At 63.2% G+C, this 14,414-nt stretch carries 18 protein-coding genes and 1 pseudogene; 3 read left to right on the forward strand and 16 right to left on the reverse strand.

The features are described 5' to 3' along the window. Window positions 1–112: 112 nt before the first annotated feature. Window positions 113–1,123, forward strand: a complete 1,011-nt coding sequence (locus AB4037_RS13890) for a patatin-like phospholipase family protein (RefSeq protein WP_434956702.1) — start codon at window positions 113–115, stop codon at window positions 1,121–1,123. A 111-nt stretch (window positions 1,124–1,234) separates the two neighbouring features. On the opposite strand, the pseudogene AB4037_RS13895 reads toward AB4037_RS13890, so the two are convergent. The 3 genes and pseudogenes from AB4037_RS13895 to AB4037_RS13905 all read right to left on the reverse strand — a co-directional run. Continuing rightward, a pseudogene (locus AB4037_RS13895) lies at window positions 1,235–1,867 on the reverse strand (DUF4865 family protein); the annotation flags it as partial. Next, window positions 1,779–2,177, reverse strand: a complete 399-nt coding sequence (locus AB4037_RS13900; RefSeq protein WP_441771902.1) for a cupin domain-containing protein — start codon at window positions 2,175–2,177, stop codon at window positions 1,779–1,781. The gene AB4037_RS13900 and the pseudogene AB4037_RS13895, both read right to left, overlap by 89 nt. Beyond that, a complete protein-coding gene (locus AB4037_RS13905; RefSeq protein WP_434956705.1) occupies window positions 2,174–2,569 on the reverse strand; it encodes a tautomerase family protein in 396 nt (131 codons plus the stop codon). Before AB4037_RS13905 ends, AB4037_RS13900 begins: the two co-directional genes overlap by 4 nt. Window positions 2,570–2,686: 117 nt before the next feature. Here AB4037_RS13905 and AB4037_RS13910 point away from each other — a divergent pair, with 117 nt between their 5' ends. Next, window positions 2,687–3,613 carry a LysR substrate-binding domain-containing protein gene (locus AB4037_RS13910; protein WP_441771903.1) on the forward strand — a complete coding sequence of 309 codons (927 nt, stop codon included), beginning with the start codon at window positions 2,687–2,689 and terminating at the stop codon, window positions 3,611–3,613. 241 nt (window positions 3,614–3,854) lie between these two features. Here the strand turns inward: AB4037_RS13910 and AB4037_RS13915 are convergent, their stop codons facing one another. The 9 genes from AB4037_RS13915 to AB4037_RS13955 all read right to left on the reverse strand — a co-directional run bounded on the left by AB4037_RS13915 (window position 3,855) and on the right by AB4037_RS13955 (window position 10,536). Continuing rightward, on the reverse strand, window positions 3,855–4,283 hold the full coding sequence (locus tag AB4037_RS13915; RefSeq protein WP_434956707.1) for a CBS domain-containing protein: 429 nt from the start codon (window positions 4,281–4,283) through the stop codon (window positions 3,855–3,857). 166 nt (window positions 4,284–4,449) lie between these two features. Further along, window positions 4,450–4,896: a c-type cytochrome gene (locus tag AB4037_RS13920; RefSeq protein ID WP_434956708.1), complete on the reverse strand. Its 447-nt coding sequence runs from the start codon at window positions 4,894–4,896 to the stop codon at window positions 4,450–4,452. Then, complete coding sequence (locus tag AB4037_RS13925) at window positions 4,893–5,489, reverse strand: SCO family protein (protein WP_441771904.1); 597 nt, start codon at window positions 5,487–5,489, stop codon at window positions 4,893–4,895. The genes AB4037_RS13920 and AB4037_RS13925 overlap by 4 nt, the downstream gene beginning before the upstream one ends. 14 nt (window positions 5,490–5,503) lie before the next feature. Continuing rightward, window positions 5,504–6,004, reverse strand: coding sequence for a copper chaperone PCu(A)C (locus tag AB4037_RS13930; RefSeq protein WP_434956709.1), 501 nt, complete (start codon window positions 6,002–6,004; stop codon window positions 5,504–5,506). A gap of 69 nt (window positions 6,005–6,073) precedes the next feature. Beyond that, a complete protein-coding gene (locus AB4037_RS13935) occupies window positions 6,074–6,529 on the reverse strand; it encodes a hypothetical protein (RefSeq protein WP_441771905.1) in 456 nt (151 codons plus the stop codon). Between the two features lie 235 nt (window positions 6,530–6,764). Continuing rightward, complete coding sequence (dksA, locus tag AB4037_RS13940) at window positions 6,765–7,184, reverse strand: RNA polymerase-binding protein DksA (protein WP_068290966.1); 420 nt, start codon at window positions 7,182–7,184, stop codon at window positions 6,765–6,767. A 115-nt stretch (window positions 7,185–7,299) separates the two neighbouring features. Next, the gene (locus tag AB4037_RS13945; protein WP_441771906.1) at window positions 7,300–8,322 is read right to left on the reverse strand and encodes a YcjF family protein; all 1,023 of its coding nucleotides are present in this window, start codon (window positions 8,320–8,322) and stop codon (window positions 7,300–7,302) included. A gap of 7 nt (window positions 8,323–8,329) precedes the next feature. Continuing rightward, on the reverse strand, window positions 8,330–9,805 hold the full coding sequence (locus AB4037_RS13950; RefSeq protein WP_434956712.1) for a YcjX family protein: 1,476 nt from the start codon (window positions 9,803–9,805) through the stop codon (window positions 8,330–8,332). A 188-nt stretch (window positions 9,806–9,993) separates the two neighbouring features. Continuing rightward, window positions 9,994–10,536 carry a helix-turn-helix domain-containing protein gene (locus tag AB4037_RS13955; RefSeq protein ID WP_434956713.1) on the reverse strand — a complete coding sequence of 181 codons (543 nt, stop codon included), beginning with the start codon at window positions 10,534–10,536 and terminating at the stop codon, window positions 9,994–9,996. A gap of 98 nt (window positions 10,537–10,634) precedes the next feature. Between AB4037_RS13955 and AB4037_RS13960 the strand changes: the two genes are divergently transcribed. Continuing rightward, window positions 10,635–11,756: an aminotransferase gene (locus tag AB4037_RS13960; RefSeq protein ID WP_441771907.1), complete on the forward strand. Its 1,122-nt coding sequence runs from the start codon at window positions 10,635–10,637 to the stop codon at window positions 11,754–11,756. Window positions 11,757–11,792: 36 nt separating this feature from the next. On the opposite strand, the gene AB4037_RS13965 is transcribed toward AB4037_RS13960, so the two are convergent. The 4 genes from AB4037_RS13965 to AB4037_RS13980 form a co-directional block, all read right to left on the reverse strand. After that, on the reverse strand, window positions 11,793–12,251 hold the full coding sequence (locus AB4037_RS13965) for a YccF domain-containing protein (protein ID WP_441771908.1): 459 nt from the start codon (window positions 12,249–12,251) through the stop codon (window positions 11,793–11,795). A gap of 56 nt (window positions 12,252–12,307) precedes the next feature. After that, entirely contained in the window at window positions 12,308–12,817 is a 510-nt protein-coding gene (locus AB4037_RS13970) for a SixA phosphatase family protein (protein WP_441771909.1), read from the reverse strand. Window positions 12,818–12,828: 11 nt separating this feature from the next. Then, on the reverse strand, window positions 12,829–13,602 hold the full coding sequence (locus AB4037_RS13975; RefSeq protein WP_441771910.1) for a M15 family metallopeptidase: 774 nt from the start codon (window positions 13,600–13,602) through the stop codon (window positions 12,829–12,831). An 8-nt stretch (window positions 13,603–13,610) separates the two neighbouring features. Further along, the coding region (locus AB4037_RS13980) for a YARHG domain-containing protein (protein WP_441771911.1) at window positions 13,611–14,414 on the reverse strand (804 nt) is incomplete at its 5' end.

The following is a 14,414-nucleotide window of genomic DNA, read 5'->3' on the forward strand; positions in this document are numbered from 1 at the left end:
CCGATCACGTGCTATTGTAGCGCCATTAAGGGTGCCATCCCTGTTCTATCCGGATGGATTGCCCATATCCTTATCGGTTCCAGTGGCGTATTTCTCGGGTCAGGAATGCATCATGTTTCAGAGTTTGCCGTGGCGAGGTCAGGGTAACGTGGCGGAATTGCCTCCGCCTCCGAAGAACGAAATCGTCAAGCCGCCGCGCCCTGTTCTGGGTCTTGCCCTCGGCGGCGGCGCTGCACGGGGATTTGCCCATATCGGCGTGATCCGTGTGCTGGTCGAGGCGGGCTATGACGTCGACGTGATAGCTGGCACCTCGATCGGAGCCGTGGTTGGCGGCTGCTATATAGCCGGCAGGCTCGACGACATCGAAGATTGGGCTCGCAGTCTCACCAAGCGCCGGGTTCTCAATTTTCTCGATCTCAATTTCGGTGGCAGCGGCCTGATGTCCGGCACCAAGCTGGCCCTTCTCCTGCAGAACGGGCTCGATGGTGTGCAGATCGAAAACCTGCGCATTCCCTTCGTCGCGATCGCCACCGAGATCGGCCCAGGCCATGAAATCTGGCTGACGCGCGGCAATCTGGTCACCGCCATGCGGGCCTCCTATGCCCTGCCCGGCATTTTCGAGCCCGTGCGCGTCGGTGGGCGCTGGCTGATGGACGGCGCGTTGGTCAACCCCGTGCCCGTCTCCGCCGCACGCGCTCTTGGCGCCCGGGCAGTGATCGCGGTCAATCTCAATGGCGAGCTCACCGGCCGCGGCGGCGTCATCCATACCTTCGGCGCCACCTCATCCGAAATGGACGATCCTCCCGTGCCCAAACGCAACGGCTTCGGCGCTGCCACGTCGATGGTCCGCCGCAGATTCGGCTTCGCCAGACAGCGCGAGGAGCGTCAGCGCCGCACCTCCCCCGGCATCCACACGGTGATGATGGAGGCCTTCAACATCACCCAGGACCGTATCTCGCGCTCACGGCTCGCCGGCGACCCGCCCGATGTCTCGATCGGACCGCGCCTTGGACGCATCTCGCCCTTCGACTTCCATCGCGCCGCGGAGGCCATCGACATGGGTGCCGAGGCCACCTTGAAGTCCCTCGACGACATCAAGGAAACCATGGAAGCCTTGGCGTAGATCGTCGGCGGGAGGGTGATCGCCCAAAACCTGCCCTGACGGACAGCAGCATGGTCCGTGGCCGCATTCGGTTGCGGTCAGTTCGCCAACACCGGGTCGTGACAGATGCAGCACTTGAAAGGCCGTTCCCGCTTCCTCAGGCGGCTCGCCGGCCCATAGCTGAAAGACCACCAGCTTCCACTCGGTGGGATCGACCGCCAGGGCCGACAGACAGCTTCCATCCCGCGCGGCTTCGATGGTCAACCGCTCGCGTGCCTCGGCAATGGCGCCAGCCGGATCAATCTCCGCCGCGATCATCTGTTCCCTTAGCGTTGCAAAGCGTGCCTCCGACAGAGACGACGGGCCAGACAGGCATGAGATGCCTTCCCAGCGCCGCACCGACGGCCGGCCGAAGGTAGCGACAAGGCCGGCAAAGCCGCCGCCGTCCCACAGGAACCGGCCCATGCCTTCCGGCGAGGCCCACAGATAGAAGGGCGCATATTGGTTGACGGCAGAGCCGCGCACGCCCTTTTCCCGGATCAGATAGGCCTTGATCCCCAGTCCCGGAAAATCGTCGAGCAAGGGGCCCTTGCTGGCTACGCGGGCACGGATGATCCCCATGTCGTAATCGGCCGGCAACGTGATGACATAGTGCATGGCTTCCATTTGAGCCTCCTCACACCGGCTCGTGCCATTGCACGGCACGGCCATCCTGCAGCGCCTGGACGCTGACATAGATGAAGGCATCGGCCTCTCCAGCCCCATGCCAATGCAATTCACCGGGCGCGAACCAGACCGCGTCGCCCGGGCTGAGTTCGACGAGCGGGCCGTCGCGCCGTTGCGCCAGGCCGCTGCCGCTCACCGCCAGCAGCAATTGCCCCCGAGGATGGCTGTGCCAATGCGTACACACGCCAGCATCCAGCATGGCACGCATCGCGGTAGGCTCGCCGTCCTGCTCGCCCGCGATCAGATGCTCCACCCGGAAGGTGGCGGATGCGATGTTGTCCGGCGCGTTCTCTATCGCCTCGCCGGCCCGGATTACGGTCATCTCATTGGGTAGGCCCGGCGGGTTCATGCGGGTACCTCTTCCACCATCTGCGTGAGGCCGTTGCTGAAGGACCAGCCGTCTCGCTCGGTGGTAGTGATGACGATCATGACGTCGTCGGGCCGCAGGCCCGGCGCCTGTGTGAGCAACTGCACCGCATGCCGGTAGAATTGCTGCTTCACCGCCGTGCTGCGCGGGCGCCCCGCCGTGATGGCGATGAGCACGAAATCATCGGAACGCTCGCCGCTGAAATAGCCACGATCATAGATCAGCGCTTCCGGATCGAGTTGCTCGATGATCTGGAAACGGTCGGCCTGCGGAACCTCGAAGGCTTCGACCAAGGCGCGATGCAGATTGTCTGACAGGGTGCGGAGATAATCGGGGGATTTTCCCTTGCGGAGCGAGATGCGGGCGAAAGGCATGACGAATGTCCTCAACTGCAAGGCCTGCTGCCTTGACCCGCACATCATGTCATCGCATATTCATCCTGAAAATCAGGAAATATTTGATATTTAATCCTGAAAAATAGGACGATTATCGTGCGCCTGGTCAATTTCGATATCGACGTGCTGCGCAGCTTCGTCACCGGTATGGAACTGGGCAGCTATGCCCGCGCGGCCGAACATCTCGGCCGTTCCACCTCCGCTGTCAGCGCCCAGCTCAAGAAATTGGAGGAGCAGGCGGGAACGGCCCTGTTCCGCAAGGCCGGCCGCGGCCTGGCGCTGACCGAGGCAGGCGAGACGCTGCTGACCTATGCACGCCGGCTGCTCGCCCTCAACGACGAGGCGGTATCGGCTCTGGGCGGTGCCGATCTTGCCGGCCATGTCCGCTTCGGTGTGCAGGAGGATCTCGGAGAGACATTGCTGCCGCAAATTCTCGGCCGTTTCGCACGAGCTCACCCCAAAACGCGCATCGAAACCCGGCTTGCCCGCAATGCCGACCTGTTGAAACGCATCGCCAGCGCCGAACTCGACCTCGCCATCGCCTGGGGCGATCAGACGAGGGAGGCTCCGGCCGCCATGGCCGGCGAGCATCTCGCCGACATCGCGATGCGGTGGATCGGCCATCGAGACGGACTCTCCGGGTGGCGGCCCGGCGATCGACAGGCAGGGCCGGATGAACCTTTGCCGCTGGTAATGTTCGAGGCTCCCTGCCTGTTCCGTAGCGTTGCGACCGAGACGCTCGACCGCGCCGGCATTGCCTGGCGCATCGCGGTGACCAGCACCAGCCTCGCCGGTCTTTGGGCGGCGATCTCGAGTGGGCTGGGCGTGACCTTGCGTACCGAGATCGGCCTGCCGAGCCATCTTGCCACGCTCGGCGAGGAAAGTGGGTTGCCGTTGCGATTGCCGATATTACCGCTGCTATTGCATCGCACGCAGGCACAGCACAATGCTGCCACCGACCGGCTGAGCGAGATAATGCGGGAGAGCCTGAGCCAGCCTCTCCTGCCGAAAAAAGTCGCCTGACGATCCCGGAGCAAATCGCGCTGACGTCTGCTCCTTCAAGGCATCCCTGCATTTGGGGACGATTGCGCCGGCTCGCAAACGCGAAGGCCCAATGCAGTTCACTTTGGGGGAAGGCGCTCCGATTTGTCATAGCCGGGCTTGATCCGGCTATTCAGAAGCCACGGAACCGGATTGCCGGATCAAGCCCGGCAATGACAAAGGTGGTGCAAGCGTGACGACGCCTGCGTGAACCACATTGGCTTTAGGCCGTAATATATTCGCGCATCGCCTTGGCTTCCGCTTCCATTTCGGCCAGGCGGAACTTCACCACGTCGCCGATCGAGACGATGCCGACCGGCAAGCCATTTTCGACCACCGGCATGTGACGGAACTTGCCGGCCGTCATCCTCTCCATGATGTGGGGAATGGTGTCCTGCTCGTGAACGGTTTCGACCTTGGCCGTCATATGCTTGGATACGGGATGTTCGAACCCCTCGGCCGAGGCCTTGGCCAATGCGCGCACGACATCGCGCTCCGACAGGATTCCGGCGATGCTGCCATTTTTGTGGGTGATCAACACTGCGCCGATGCGCTTTTCGGCGAGCGTCCGCGAAGCTTCGGCAATGGTGGCGTCCGGCGACAGAGCGACGATGTCGCGGCCCTTGCCTTTCAGGATCTGTGCAACAGTCATAGATACTCTCCTCAGACTGAACGTGCGCCTGCAGCGTCTTGATCTTGGGGGAGAATCCCGACGAGGGACGACCAGCCCCATCTAAGATGATGGCGTCTGCTCGCCCATCGCGCAAGGGGTTGGTTCAAATGCAACCAAGCAGTGAATCGATTTACGGTCTCTGCCCTCAGGAACCTGAACCCGCCCTCAGAATGAACTCGACGAGGGCCTTGCGCCGTTCGACATCATCCATCCCGGCATAGATCATGCGTGTGCCGGGTACCACGGCCTGCGGCGCCGCGATGAAGCGATCGAGCGTGGCGGCGTCCCAGGTCAGCCCGCTTGCCTGCATCGCCGGCGAGAAGGGATAGCCGGGCAGTGTGCCGGCCTTGCGGTTCGCAAGGCCTTGCAGGATCGGTCCCGTCGCGGAGCGCGCCCCGCGTCCGATCTGATGGCAGTGCGCGCAGGGTTCGAACACCGGGTCGAACGTCGCCTCTGGCGGGCGGATGTCGGCCACAACCTGGGCAGACGGCGGAGGCGCCGCGACCTCGCCGGCCGAGCGCAAGGCAATGAAGGTCCCGACCGCGACACCACCAAGCGCCGCGGCCAGGCCAAACCAGACAGTCCTGTTCACGAGGTGAGCGCGCGGCGCATCTTTTCCAGCGCCTCCTCACGGGGGGCCTGGTAGTCGATCAGCGTCACCAATTCACCCTTGGCGTTCATCAGATAGACCGCCGTGGAATGGTCGAAGGTGTAGCCGTCCCCCTCCCCGACCTTCTTGGCGTAGACACGGAACTTCTTGATGATGTCGGTCACCTGCTCGGGGGTGCCGGTGGCGGCGGTGATGCGCGGATCGAAGCTCTCCAGATAGGTCTTGAGCAGTTGGGGTGTATCGCGCGCCGGGTCCACCGAGACGAACACCACGTTGAACTTGTCTCCGTCCGGTCCGAGCGCCTTGAGGCGATCGGTCATGTCGGTCAGCGTGGTCGGGCAGGCATCAGGGCAATTGGTGTAGCCGAAGAAATAAGCGGTCGGCTTACCCAGGAAGTTGGCCTGGGTCACCGGCTTGCCGTCCTGATTGGTCAGGCTGAAATCACCACCGATGAAGCTGGACTGGGCTGTCGGCTTGCCACCCATGCTCTGCAGCGCCAGCACCCCGGCTGCCGCCAGCACGGCGAGCAGCGCGACGAGAACCACCAACTGGAGACGATTGGATTTGAGAGTCATGAACGCCTCCCGTCTCAATGGTTGCTGTGGTCGGCCTCGGCCGGCTGCTTGGCACCGATGGCTTCGACCTTGAACTTCACGGACACCGTACCGGCTTTCTCGAACACCAGCGTGCCGTCGATGGACTGGTTGGGCTTGAGCTGCTGCTTGAGCCCGGTGAACATCAGATGGAAGGATGACGGGCTGAGTTCAACCTTGCCGTGAGCGGGAATTTCGAGCCCGCCTTGAACGGGCGCCATCTTCATGACGCCATCCTGGTTCGACATCTGGTGGATCGAAAAGCCGGAGGATGCCGAGAAACTGCCGCCGATCAGCCTGTCGGGCTGATCGCCCGTATTCTCGATAGCGGTGTAGCCGCCTGCGACCGGCGCCCCCTGCGGGGTGGCTCGCGTCCAGGGATGGGCGATCTGGAGCGTGCCAGCCTTGTAGTCATGGGCGAGGGCCGCGGAGGCGAGCGTGGAGGTGAGCACCAGAACACTGAGTATCCGGGCGCCAGCAAATGAAACGAGCTTCATGGAAAAACCTGAACGGTATCGAACAGCCTTGCAGGCTGTGGGGAAGGACTGGCGAAAATGGTGAACCGTTCAGCTCAATGGCGGCCCGCGTGGCCAGGCCTGTCGGCGGTCCTGCGGGACCAGCGCCAGGAATGCCCGTGTCGGGAGGAATTTGAAGGCCTGTGGGAAGCGGACGATGCTGGCAACCGCCAGGATCGTCGGCAAGGTCGGAGCCAGACGCAGGGCACACTGGTCACAGGAATGGCCGCCATGCGCCCTGTCACCGGCATCGCCGTCGCCAAACTGGCAGATGGTAACGACGGTGCCCGCGATGATGACCGTCGCGGCGCCGTCCCGGCCGCCCTCCAGCGCGAGGGCGCCACCCATGCCGTTGAGCAGCAGCCCAAGAGCAAGCAGTGCGGCAAGACATTGCCGCAGCAACGGGGCGAGGCGGGACGGAACCATGGCGGCATATGCAGCCGAGCGGCGCTTGAAAGTCAAGGCGGCGCCGTGGCGCATGAGCCGCCGCAGGGCAATTCGCGGCACGGGCGCTCAGAAATGAGCGTCCCTACCGTGCGATCAAGGCGCGCGCCGGCTGATATGGGTCCCGAAAAACAAAAATGCCGGTCTTCTCAGCTCCATCTCTTGATGGCACCGAGAAGACCGGCAGTCGTCAAAGTTCCAGAGCAAAGCGCGCATTTTAACGGTAGCGCTTCCTTGCTCTATCTCCTCGTTTCGACAGCTTCTGTGATCCAGGTCAATTCCCGGATCGCAGAACGCTCTAGTCGTCGCGATAGACACGCTCACGACGCTCATGCCGTTCCTGGGCTTCCAGCGACAAGGTCGCGATTGGCCTGGCATCGAGGCGCTTGAGCGAGATCGGTTCACCCGTTTCCTCGCAAAAGCCGTAGGATCCGTCCTCGATGCGGGCAAGTGCCGCCTCGATCTTAGAGATCAGCTTGCGCTGACGATCCCGGGCCCGCAATTCGATGGCGCGATCCGTTTCCGAAGAGGCACGATCGGCTAGATCGGGGTGGTTCTCGTTTTCGGCCTGCAGATTGGCGATGGTATCCTGCGCCTCGCGCAGGATGTCGAGCTTCCAGGCATTGAGCTTGCGCCGGAAATAGTCCCGCTGACGCTCGTTCATGAAAGGCTCGTCGTCAGTCGGCCGATAATTGGTATCTACACTCAATGAAGTCATGTAAGAATCCCAACACTCCGCTACTGGGCGAGAGGTCTATAGTCTCAGTGACGCGCCACGACAATGATCTTCGTTGTCACCGATTCGTTGAAAACGATAAAGTTGTGCACATGGCTTAGGGGGTGGCGTCCTCCTTGCTCTTTAGAATGAGGCCGCCGGCGACATCCGTCACGCCCGGCCTCGGCAGGGCATCGAAGGGCATCGGCCGTGTCGCCAGCATTGCCGCCAGTCCGAGGCGCGCCGTAAGGATACCGTTCAGGACCCCCTCGCCCAGCTTGGCTGATATCCGCGAGGCCAGGCCGTGGCCAAGCGCCTGGCTGATCAGGGAATCACCGGCGGCCATTCCGCCGGTGACAGCGAGATTGCCGAGGGCATGGCGCAGGAGCCGCATCATGCCGAGGCCACCCGGCCGGCCGCCATACAGCGTCGCCAGCCGCCGGATCACGCGCAGCGTCTCCGCGCTCACGAAAAACATGTCGACCAGAGCACGCGGGCTCACAGCGGTGACCAGCGACACCCGCTTGGCCGCATCGGCGATGATCTGCCGGGCCTCGGCATCGAGCGGCCCCATCAGCTCACGCTCGGTGACCCTGATCAAATCGGCGCCATCGACGATATCGCCCGCCGCCGCCTCCACCGCCGCACGGGCCCGGGCCATGCGGGGACTGGCGGCATAGAGCTTGACGAGATCACGCGACAGGCCGCGCGCCGCCTCGCGATCATCCTTGGCAATGGCCAGCATCGCCCGATCGTGCAGATGTTCGATGCGCGACAGGCGCATCAGGCCGGTCAGTTCCCGAATGGCGATGACCGCGAAAGCCAACGCCGCAAGCCCGGTCAAGGTAGCGCCGAGCCAGCCGAGCCAGTTTGCATAGGAGAAGAGATCGTCGACCAACTTGGCGAGCGACAGACCAACAGTGAGCGAGACCAGTCCGCCCACGGCCGACCAGAACAAGGTGCCCCAACGCGAACGGCGAGGCCGTTGCGGCGCGGGTTCGGCAACTTCCTCCTCGAACGCCTCCGGTTCGGGCGTCACCACCACGTGGCCGCGCCGCATCGCCGCCGCCACTGGCGTATCGGCCATCACCACATTGGGATCGTCGAGGCGGAAGGCACGCGGCTTGCGGGGTTCCGTCATTATTCACTCACGCCAGTTTATCGCCGACCAGGAATTCGAGCGCCCGATCCAGGCGAATATGGGGAAAGATCTGTCCTTCTTCCAGTCTGGGCGGGCGGAAGCGGATGAAACGATAGTCGACCCCGCCTTCCCGCAGGTTTTCGAGGCCGTTGAAGCCAGTACCCGAGAAGACCGCGTCGGGGTCCTCGGGCAATTCACCCGGAAACACCGCGATCTCGGCCTCACCGTCAAAGACCTCGTCGGCCGAGCGTTCGCCGGCCATGGGCGTGCCAATGATGCAGGGCAGGTTTTCGCGGCCCTGCTTGACGCTGGCTTCCCGCGTCGCGCGGATGGAGGCGAGCGCCACCACATCTACGCTGGCGCCCGAAAAGGCGGCCCGGCCGATCGCGCCATCTGCCATCTTGCGCAGGATCGCCTCGAGACGGTCATGGCTGGTGTGATGCAGATGGTCTGCCTTGGTCGCCGCGAACAGGATCTTCTGGATGCGCGGCCGGAAGATCGCCGACCACCAGCTATTGGCCCCGACCCGAAAGGCCGACAGCACCGATGTCAGGGCGGTTTCGAGATCGTGCACCGCCTGGGGACCGGCATTGAGCGCAGAAAGCGCGTCGACCAGCACGATCTGACGATCGAGCCGGGCGAAGTGATGCGTGAAGAAGGGCCGCACGATCTTGTGCTTATAGGCCTCGAAACGCCGCTCCATCATGGCATGGAGGGAGCCCGATTGTGCTTCCCCGGCCTTGGAAAGGTCGAGCGGTGCAAAGGTCAGGGCCGGCGAACCTTCGAGATCGCCCGGCAGCAGGAAGCGGCCCGGCGGCAGGGTCGAGAGCGCGAAGCGCTCGTCGCGCCCAGCCTTGAGATAGGCCGTGAAGAGCGCCGCCGCCTCGCGCGCCAGGGTCTCGTTCTCCGCGGCAGCAGGATCGAGCCTGGCCAGCATGTCATGCCAGGGACCGGCGATGGCGAGACGCGATCCCTCGCGGCTGGCGGCAATCGTCTGCGCCGACCATTCGGCGTAGCTCATATTCAGCAGCGGCAGGTCGAGCAGCCATTCGCCGGGATAATCGACGATATCAAGGGTCAGCCGCGACATGCCCGTGGCAAAGCGCCGGTTCGACTGGAAATCGATGACCAGGCGCAGTTCCGAGATCTGGCGTGTAGAATCGGGCCAATGCCGCCCCGGCCCGGTGAGATCGGTGAGATGGGCCTCATAGTCAAAACGAGGCACCGTATCGTCCGGCTGCGGCGACAGCGAGGAATTGGCGATGCGACCCTCGGCCTGGGCGCGAAACACCGGCAGGCGTCCGCCCTCGACAAGGGCCTGCACCAAAGCCGTGATGAACACGGTCTTGCCGGCACGCGAAAGGCCGGTGACGCCGAGGCGGACGGTGGGATTGAAACTCGACGCGGCGAAGCCCGCCAGGCTCTTGGCCGCGATCAGCGCTTCGTCGAACACGGACATCCAGGAGGGAGCTTGTGGCGGCATGGTCCGCATCACTTAGGGGCAAGTGCGGCAAAATTCCAGCATGACAGTCGAAACGCTGCAATCATGGCTGTCGCCCAGCCTGGGCATTGCCCCGCAAACCGAGGAAGGCTCGCGCCCAAAAACACCGCGGCCGGGACCGCGGACATCTTGTCCGCTCGTGGAGACAGGCGCGTGCAGGCTGGGGACTGTCAAGACACCACGTTGCGCACGAAACGCACGACGGTCTCCCCGGCGTTCACATAGCTGTAGGACTGCGCGCTGTCGAAGATGAGGAAATCCCCGGCCGGGACGACGTGGTTCCCTCCTCCGGTCTCGACCGTCAGCGTCCCCTCGGTGACATAGAGCATCTCGCGCCACCCATCGGCGTCCGGCAGCGCATTGTAGCGGTCTCCCGGGCCGAGGCTCCAAATCCAGAGCTCGGCCGCCTGCCGCGCCGGAGCGGCGCCCAAGAAGGCAGCCCTGCTGCCGGGATGCGCCCCACGCCAGCCGAGTTGATCGACACGCTGATTGCCGGCCTGGCCAGGATCGCGGACGATCGCCCCGAAGTCCACGCCGAGGACTCCGGCCAGCCGGTCGAGATTGGCCAGCGAGATATTGGCGTCCCCCGCCTCCACCGCGACGATCAGCCGCCGGCTGAGGCCGCTGGTCTCGGCAAGGGCCGCCTGGCTCAACCCCGCCGCGGCGCGCAGGCGCCTGACATTGGCTCCGACATGGACGAGCACGTCCGTCATTCCACCCTCATCCTTGCCATCTTCGTCCCTTGACTGCGCAATATAATGCACATACGAATGCGCAATATAATGCGCAACAGGCAAGGCGGCAATCGGTCATGAAGATTCGCAATTTCGGCGTCGAGATCTGGATGAATGGGTATGAGAACCATTGTTCGCACAATCTGGCGGAGACTTGCGTCGAATCCCTGACGATCGCGCAATTGCTGGAGATCGCCGGCAAGCCCCAGAGTGCGCTCGACGACCTCTTGGCCATGAAGATGACCTATGGTGCCATCGAGGGCAGCGAGAGGCTGCGCGCCAGCATTGCGGCGACCTATGCCAGGCAGAAAATCGAGAATATCGTGGTGGCCCACGGCGCGATCGGCGCCAACGCCCTCGTGCACGAAACCCTGGTCGAGCCGGGCGACCGCGTGATCTCGGTGCTGCCGACCTATCAGCAGCATTATTCGATTCCTGCCAGCTATGGCGCCGACGTGCAGATCCTGAAACTGCGCGAGGAGAACGGCTTCCTGCCCGATCTCGAAGAACTGCGTCGCCTCGCCCTGCCCGGCACCAAGCTGATTGCCATCAACAATCCCAACAATCCCACGGGCGCGCTGATGGACGAGGCCTTCCTGACCGAGATCGCCGCCATCGCCCGTGCTTGCGGCGCCTATGTGCTGTGCGACGAGGTCTATCGCGGCATCGACCAGGAGGGCGACGGCTTCACCGCCTCCATGGCTGATCTCTATGAGAAGGGCATCAGCACCGCCAGCATGTCCAAGGCCTATTCGCTGGCGGGCCTGCGCCTCGGCTGGATCGCTGGCCCCATCGACCTCATCCACGCCGTCTCCATCCACCGCGACTACAACACCATCAGTGTCGGCATGATCGACGATCATTTCGCCACCATGGCGCTGGAGAACCGTGACAAGGTCCTGGCGCGCAGCCGTTCGATCGTGCGCGGCAACCTCGCCATCCTCGATGCCTGGGTCGCGGAGCAGCCGCGGATCAGCTATCTCAAGCCGCGCTCGGGCACCACGGCCCTCTTGAAATACGACCTTCCCGTCGCCTCGGAAGCCTTCTGCATCCGCCTACTGGAACGCACCGGTGTGTTGTTCACGCCCGGCAGCGCCATGGACATGGAGGGATATCTGCGCATCGGCTACGCCAATGGCAGCGCGGTCCTGCGGGAGGGCCTCACTCGCGTGAGCGAGTTTCTGAAAGAGTTCGACTAAAGCCCTGCCATAGCGAACATTATCGGCATTTCCAGCCTACCGGCGCCTCAGCATCTCCACCCGCGCGTGCGCGCTGCTGCGCCGGGCGGCCTCGGCCACCTCCCTGGAGACGATGGTCTGCCCGATCGGTGCGATAGCGATGCCGGCAAGCTTGAGGTGCTGGATGCCGAAGGGAATGCCGATGATGGTGATGAAGCAGAACAGCGCCGAGCAGACATGGCCGATCGCCAGCCAGAGGCCGGCGAAGACGAACCAGATCACATTCCCGATCAAGCCAAAGCCGCCGGTGCCGATATCGTCCTTCTGATAGAGCTCCCGCCGGCTGATCGCCTCGCGCCCGAACGGAAAGAAACAGAAGTTCGAGATCGTCAGGCAGGCCCGCCCCCACGGAATGCCGACGATGGTGATGAAGGCGAGCAGGCCGAGCAGAAACCAGGCAATGCCCAGGAAGATGCCGCCAAAGACGAACCAGATCAGGTTTCCGATCAATCGCATCAGCCTGTCCTTCCAATCCACTGAACTTGCTGCCAAATTACTCGACCTAAAATGCTCTATCGATCCAGCGCTTTGGGCGTGAGAAACAGGGCTAGAGAGCCCTGATGACCGGCAATTTCGTTCCAGTCGTCGATCTCGAAGTCGAGAACGGCAAGGGCAGCGGTAGGAAATTTGCCGCTGAGCGGATCGGCCACAGTCCCCGCTCCTCTCGTCAGGAAAGCCGCGACCTGCTCCAGGCCGGGATTATGTCCGACGACCAGCAGGGTCCCTATCTCGGGCGCCACCGTCCGGATGACGCGCAATATCGCTTCCGGCGGCGCCTCATAGATCGCCCGCTCGAAATGCAGCGTGTGTGGGCCCAGGCTGCCCTCGATCAGGGTCAGCGTCTCGCGCGTGCGGCGCGCGGTCGAGGCGATCACATGATCAGGCAACAGGCTGCGCCGTGCGATCTCCCGCCCCATGCGCGGCGCATCACGCTGCCCCCGCGGCGCGAGCGGACGCTCATGGTCGGAAACGCCGGCGGGATAATCGGATTTCGCATGCCGCAGCAACATCAGGCGTTTCATTGATCATTCACTTAAGATTTCTTCGACAATGCAATGATTTCAGGCCGATATTCGAAATGCATGGTATCGTAATGGTACCACTTTCCGCCCCAGATAAAGCCGTGCTTTTCGAAAACCTCGACAATCTCCATCGGGATGCGGTTCTTGTAGGAGACCTTGTCCGTCTCCTTCTTGGCACCGCCCCAGCGCCAATAATCGGTGAACTTCACATTGATGTCGATCGCCGCGGCATAGGCGTGCATGCTCATGCGCGAGGTGCCGGCGATCACGCGGCAATTGAAAGTTCCGGCCGAAGGCTTGAGATAAACGTGGAATTTGGCCGGCAGGGCCTCGAGATCACGCGAGACGGCCTCGAGCCGATCGGCAACGCCATTGGCTGTGGCCACGCGCAGCGTGCCGCCTCCCAAGCCGGGCAGCCACTGGATTGTCTTGAGCTTGACCTGCCCTTTCGTGCAGTCTCCATACATGGCATCGAACAGTGCCTGGTTGCGGGCGCGGCCGGGATCGTCGGCCGGCGTGGCCGGCTGCTTGTAATGCACCCCAAGCGTATAGGGCATGGCGAACATGTCGCGGATATCGGCCTTTTCAATGCGCTGTTCCGGCGTCTTGCTGGCGAGACCGTTCGAAAGTGCAATGTGCTGGCCGTTCTTCAGGATGAGATCCTTGGCGTCATAGCCGGCGATGAAATCGGGATAGGCCGCCACCAGGGCCTCCAAGTCGGTATCGGCCAGCGCCGCCGACGCAAAGGCCGTCGAGATCACGAAAGCCAGCATTCCGGTCCGCATGACACGTCTCATTGGCCAGCCTCGGCGCGCTGGATCAGAGCGACATTGGCTTTCTCGACGGCGCTGAGTTCGATATCCCAGGTCCAGGGACGGTACCAGGAGAATTGGGAGAAATAGGCGCGCAATTGCGTGTCCTTCATATAGCGCCCACGGCGCGCATAGATCTCGTTGCGGGCTAGGCGCAATTGCTGCCCCGACAGGCCCGAAATATCGTTCCAGTTCAATCGCCTGGTCCCTGATTCCGGCAAAATGAATTCAACCTGACTGTTGCGGGGTGCAGGTGCGGGGTCAACCGGCTCCACCGCAGCCTGCTGCTGGAATTCCGGCTGCGCCTGAGGCTGAGGTTGAGGCTCGACAGCGGGTTGCGTTACAGGCTGAGAATTCGCCTGAGGTTCGACCGTTATCGCCTTGACAGGCTGAGGCGTCTCCATCTTTCCGGACATGGCGAAGGAACCGATGATGGCCTCGTTCACCCAGGGGGTCTGGCTGCCCTGGGTCGACTGGTCGACATCGGCCCTGACCTGGCCGAACATCTGGCGGATGTCGAGGCCGGGCGTCTCCATATGGGCAAGCAGCGCGGTGGTGAAGGGCGAGTTGCGCCCGCTGCCATCCTGAGCCACCGAGCCCGGCGCCGTCGAAAAGGCGATCAGCGTGCCCTTGGCGGAGGAGGCGTCGAGATCGATGCGCGCCAGCCCGCGTGTACCAGCCCCCCGCGTCAGCTGGCGCGTCAGGGGATTGTCGCGGCACGAATCCAGGATCACGATCTTCACCTTCGGCGCCGCGCTGTCGACCAGTTCCAGAAGCTTGTCCAA

Origin of the sequence: Labrys sp. KB_33_2, from assembly GCF_052114505.1 — a bacterium.
Taxonomy (GTDB): domain Bacteria; phylum Pseudomonadota; class Alphaproteobacteria; order Rhizobiales; family Labraceae; genus Labrys.

Excerpts from the sequence above, each read along its gene's own strand:
- AB4037_RS13925 (WP_441771904.1), bottom strand. The coding sequence starts at position 5,489 with ATGACTCTCAAATCCAATCGTCTCCAGTTGGTGGTTCTCGTCGCGCTG.
- AB4037_RS13960 (WP_441771907.1), top strand. The coding sequence starts at position 10,635 with ATGAAGATTCGCAATTTCGGCGTCGAGATCTGGATGAATGGGTATGAG.
- dksA (WP_068290966.1), bottom strand. The coding sequence starts at position 7,184 with ATGACTTCATTGAGTGTAGATACCAATTATCGGCCGACTGACGACGAG.
- AB4037_RS13970 (WP_441771909.1), bottom strand. The coding sequence starts at position 12,817 with ATGAAACGCCTGATGTTGCTGCGGCATGCGAAATCCGATTATCCCGCC.
- AB4037_RS13955 (WP_434956713.1), bottom strand. The coding sequence starts at position 10,536 with ATGACGGACGTGCTCGTCCATGTCGGAGCCAATGTCAGGCGCCTGCGC.
- AB4037_RS13950 (WP_434956712.1), bottom strand. The coding sequence starts at position 9,805 with ATGCCGCCACAAGCTCCCTCCTGGATGTCCGTGTTCGACGAAGCGCTG.
- AB4037_RS13945 (WP_441771906.1), bottom strand. The coding sequence starts at position 8,322 with ATGACGGAACCCCGCAAGCCGCGTGCCTTCCGCCTCGACGATCCCAAT.
- AB4037_RS13930 (WP_434956709.1), bottom strand. The coding sequence starts at position 6,004 with ATGAAGCTCGTTTCATTTGCTGGCGCCCGGATACTCAGTGTTCTGGTG.
- AB4037_RS13915 (WP_434956707.1), bottom strand. The coding sequence starts at position 4,283 with ATGACTGTTGCACAGATCCTGAAAGGCAAGGGCCGCGACATCGTCGCT.
- AB4037_RS13890 (WP_434956702.1), top strand. The coding sequence starts at position 113 with ATGTTTCAGAGTTTGCCGTGGCGAGGTCAGGGTAACGTGGCGGAATTG.
- AB4037_RS13975 (WP_441771910.1), bottom strand. The coding sequence starts at position 13,602 with ATGCGGACCGGAATGCTGGCTTTCGTGATCTCGACGGCCTTTGCGTCG.
- AB4037_RS13905 (WP_434956705.1), bottom strand. The coding sequence starts at position 2,569 with ATGCCTTTCGCCCGCATCTCGCTCCGCAAGGGAAAATCCCCCGATTAT.
- AB4037_RS13900 (WP_441771902.1), bottom strand. The coding sequence starts at position 2,177 with ATGAACCCGCCGGGCCTACCCAATGAGATGACCGTAATCCGGGCCGGC.
- AB4037_RS13965 (WP_441771908.1), bottom strand. The coding sequence starts at position 12,251 with ATGCGATTGATCGGAAACCTGATCTGGTTCGTCTTTGGCGGCATCTTC.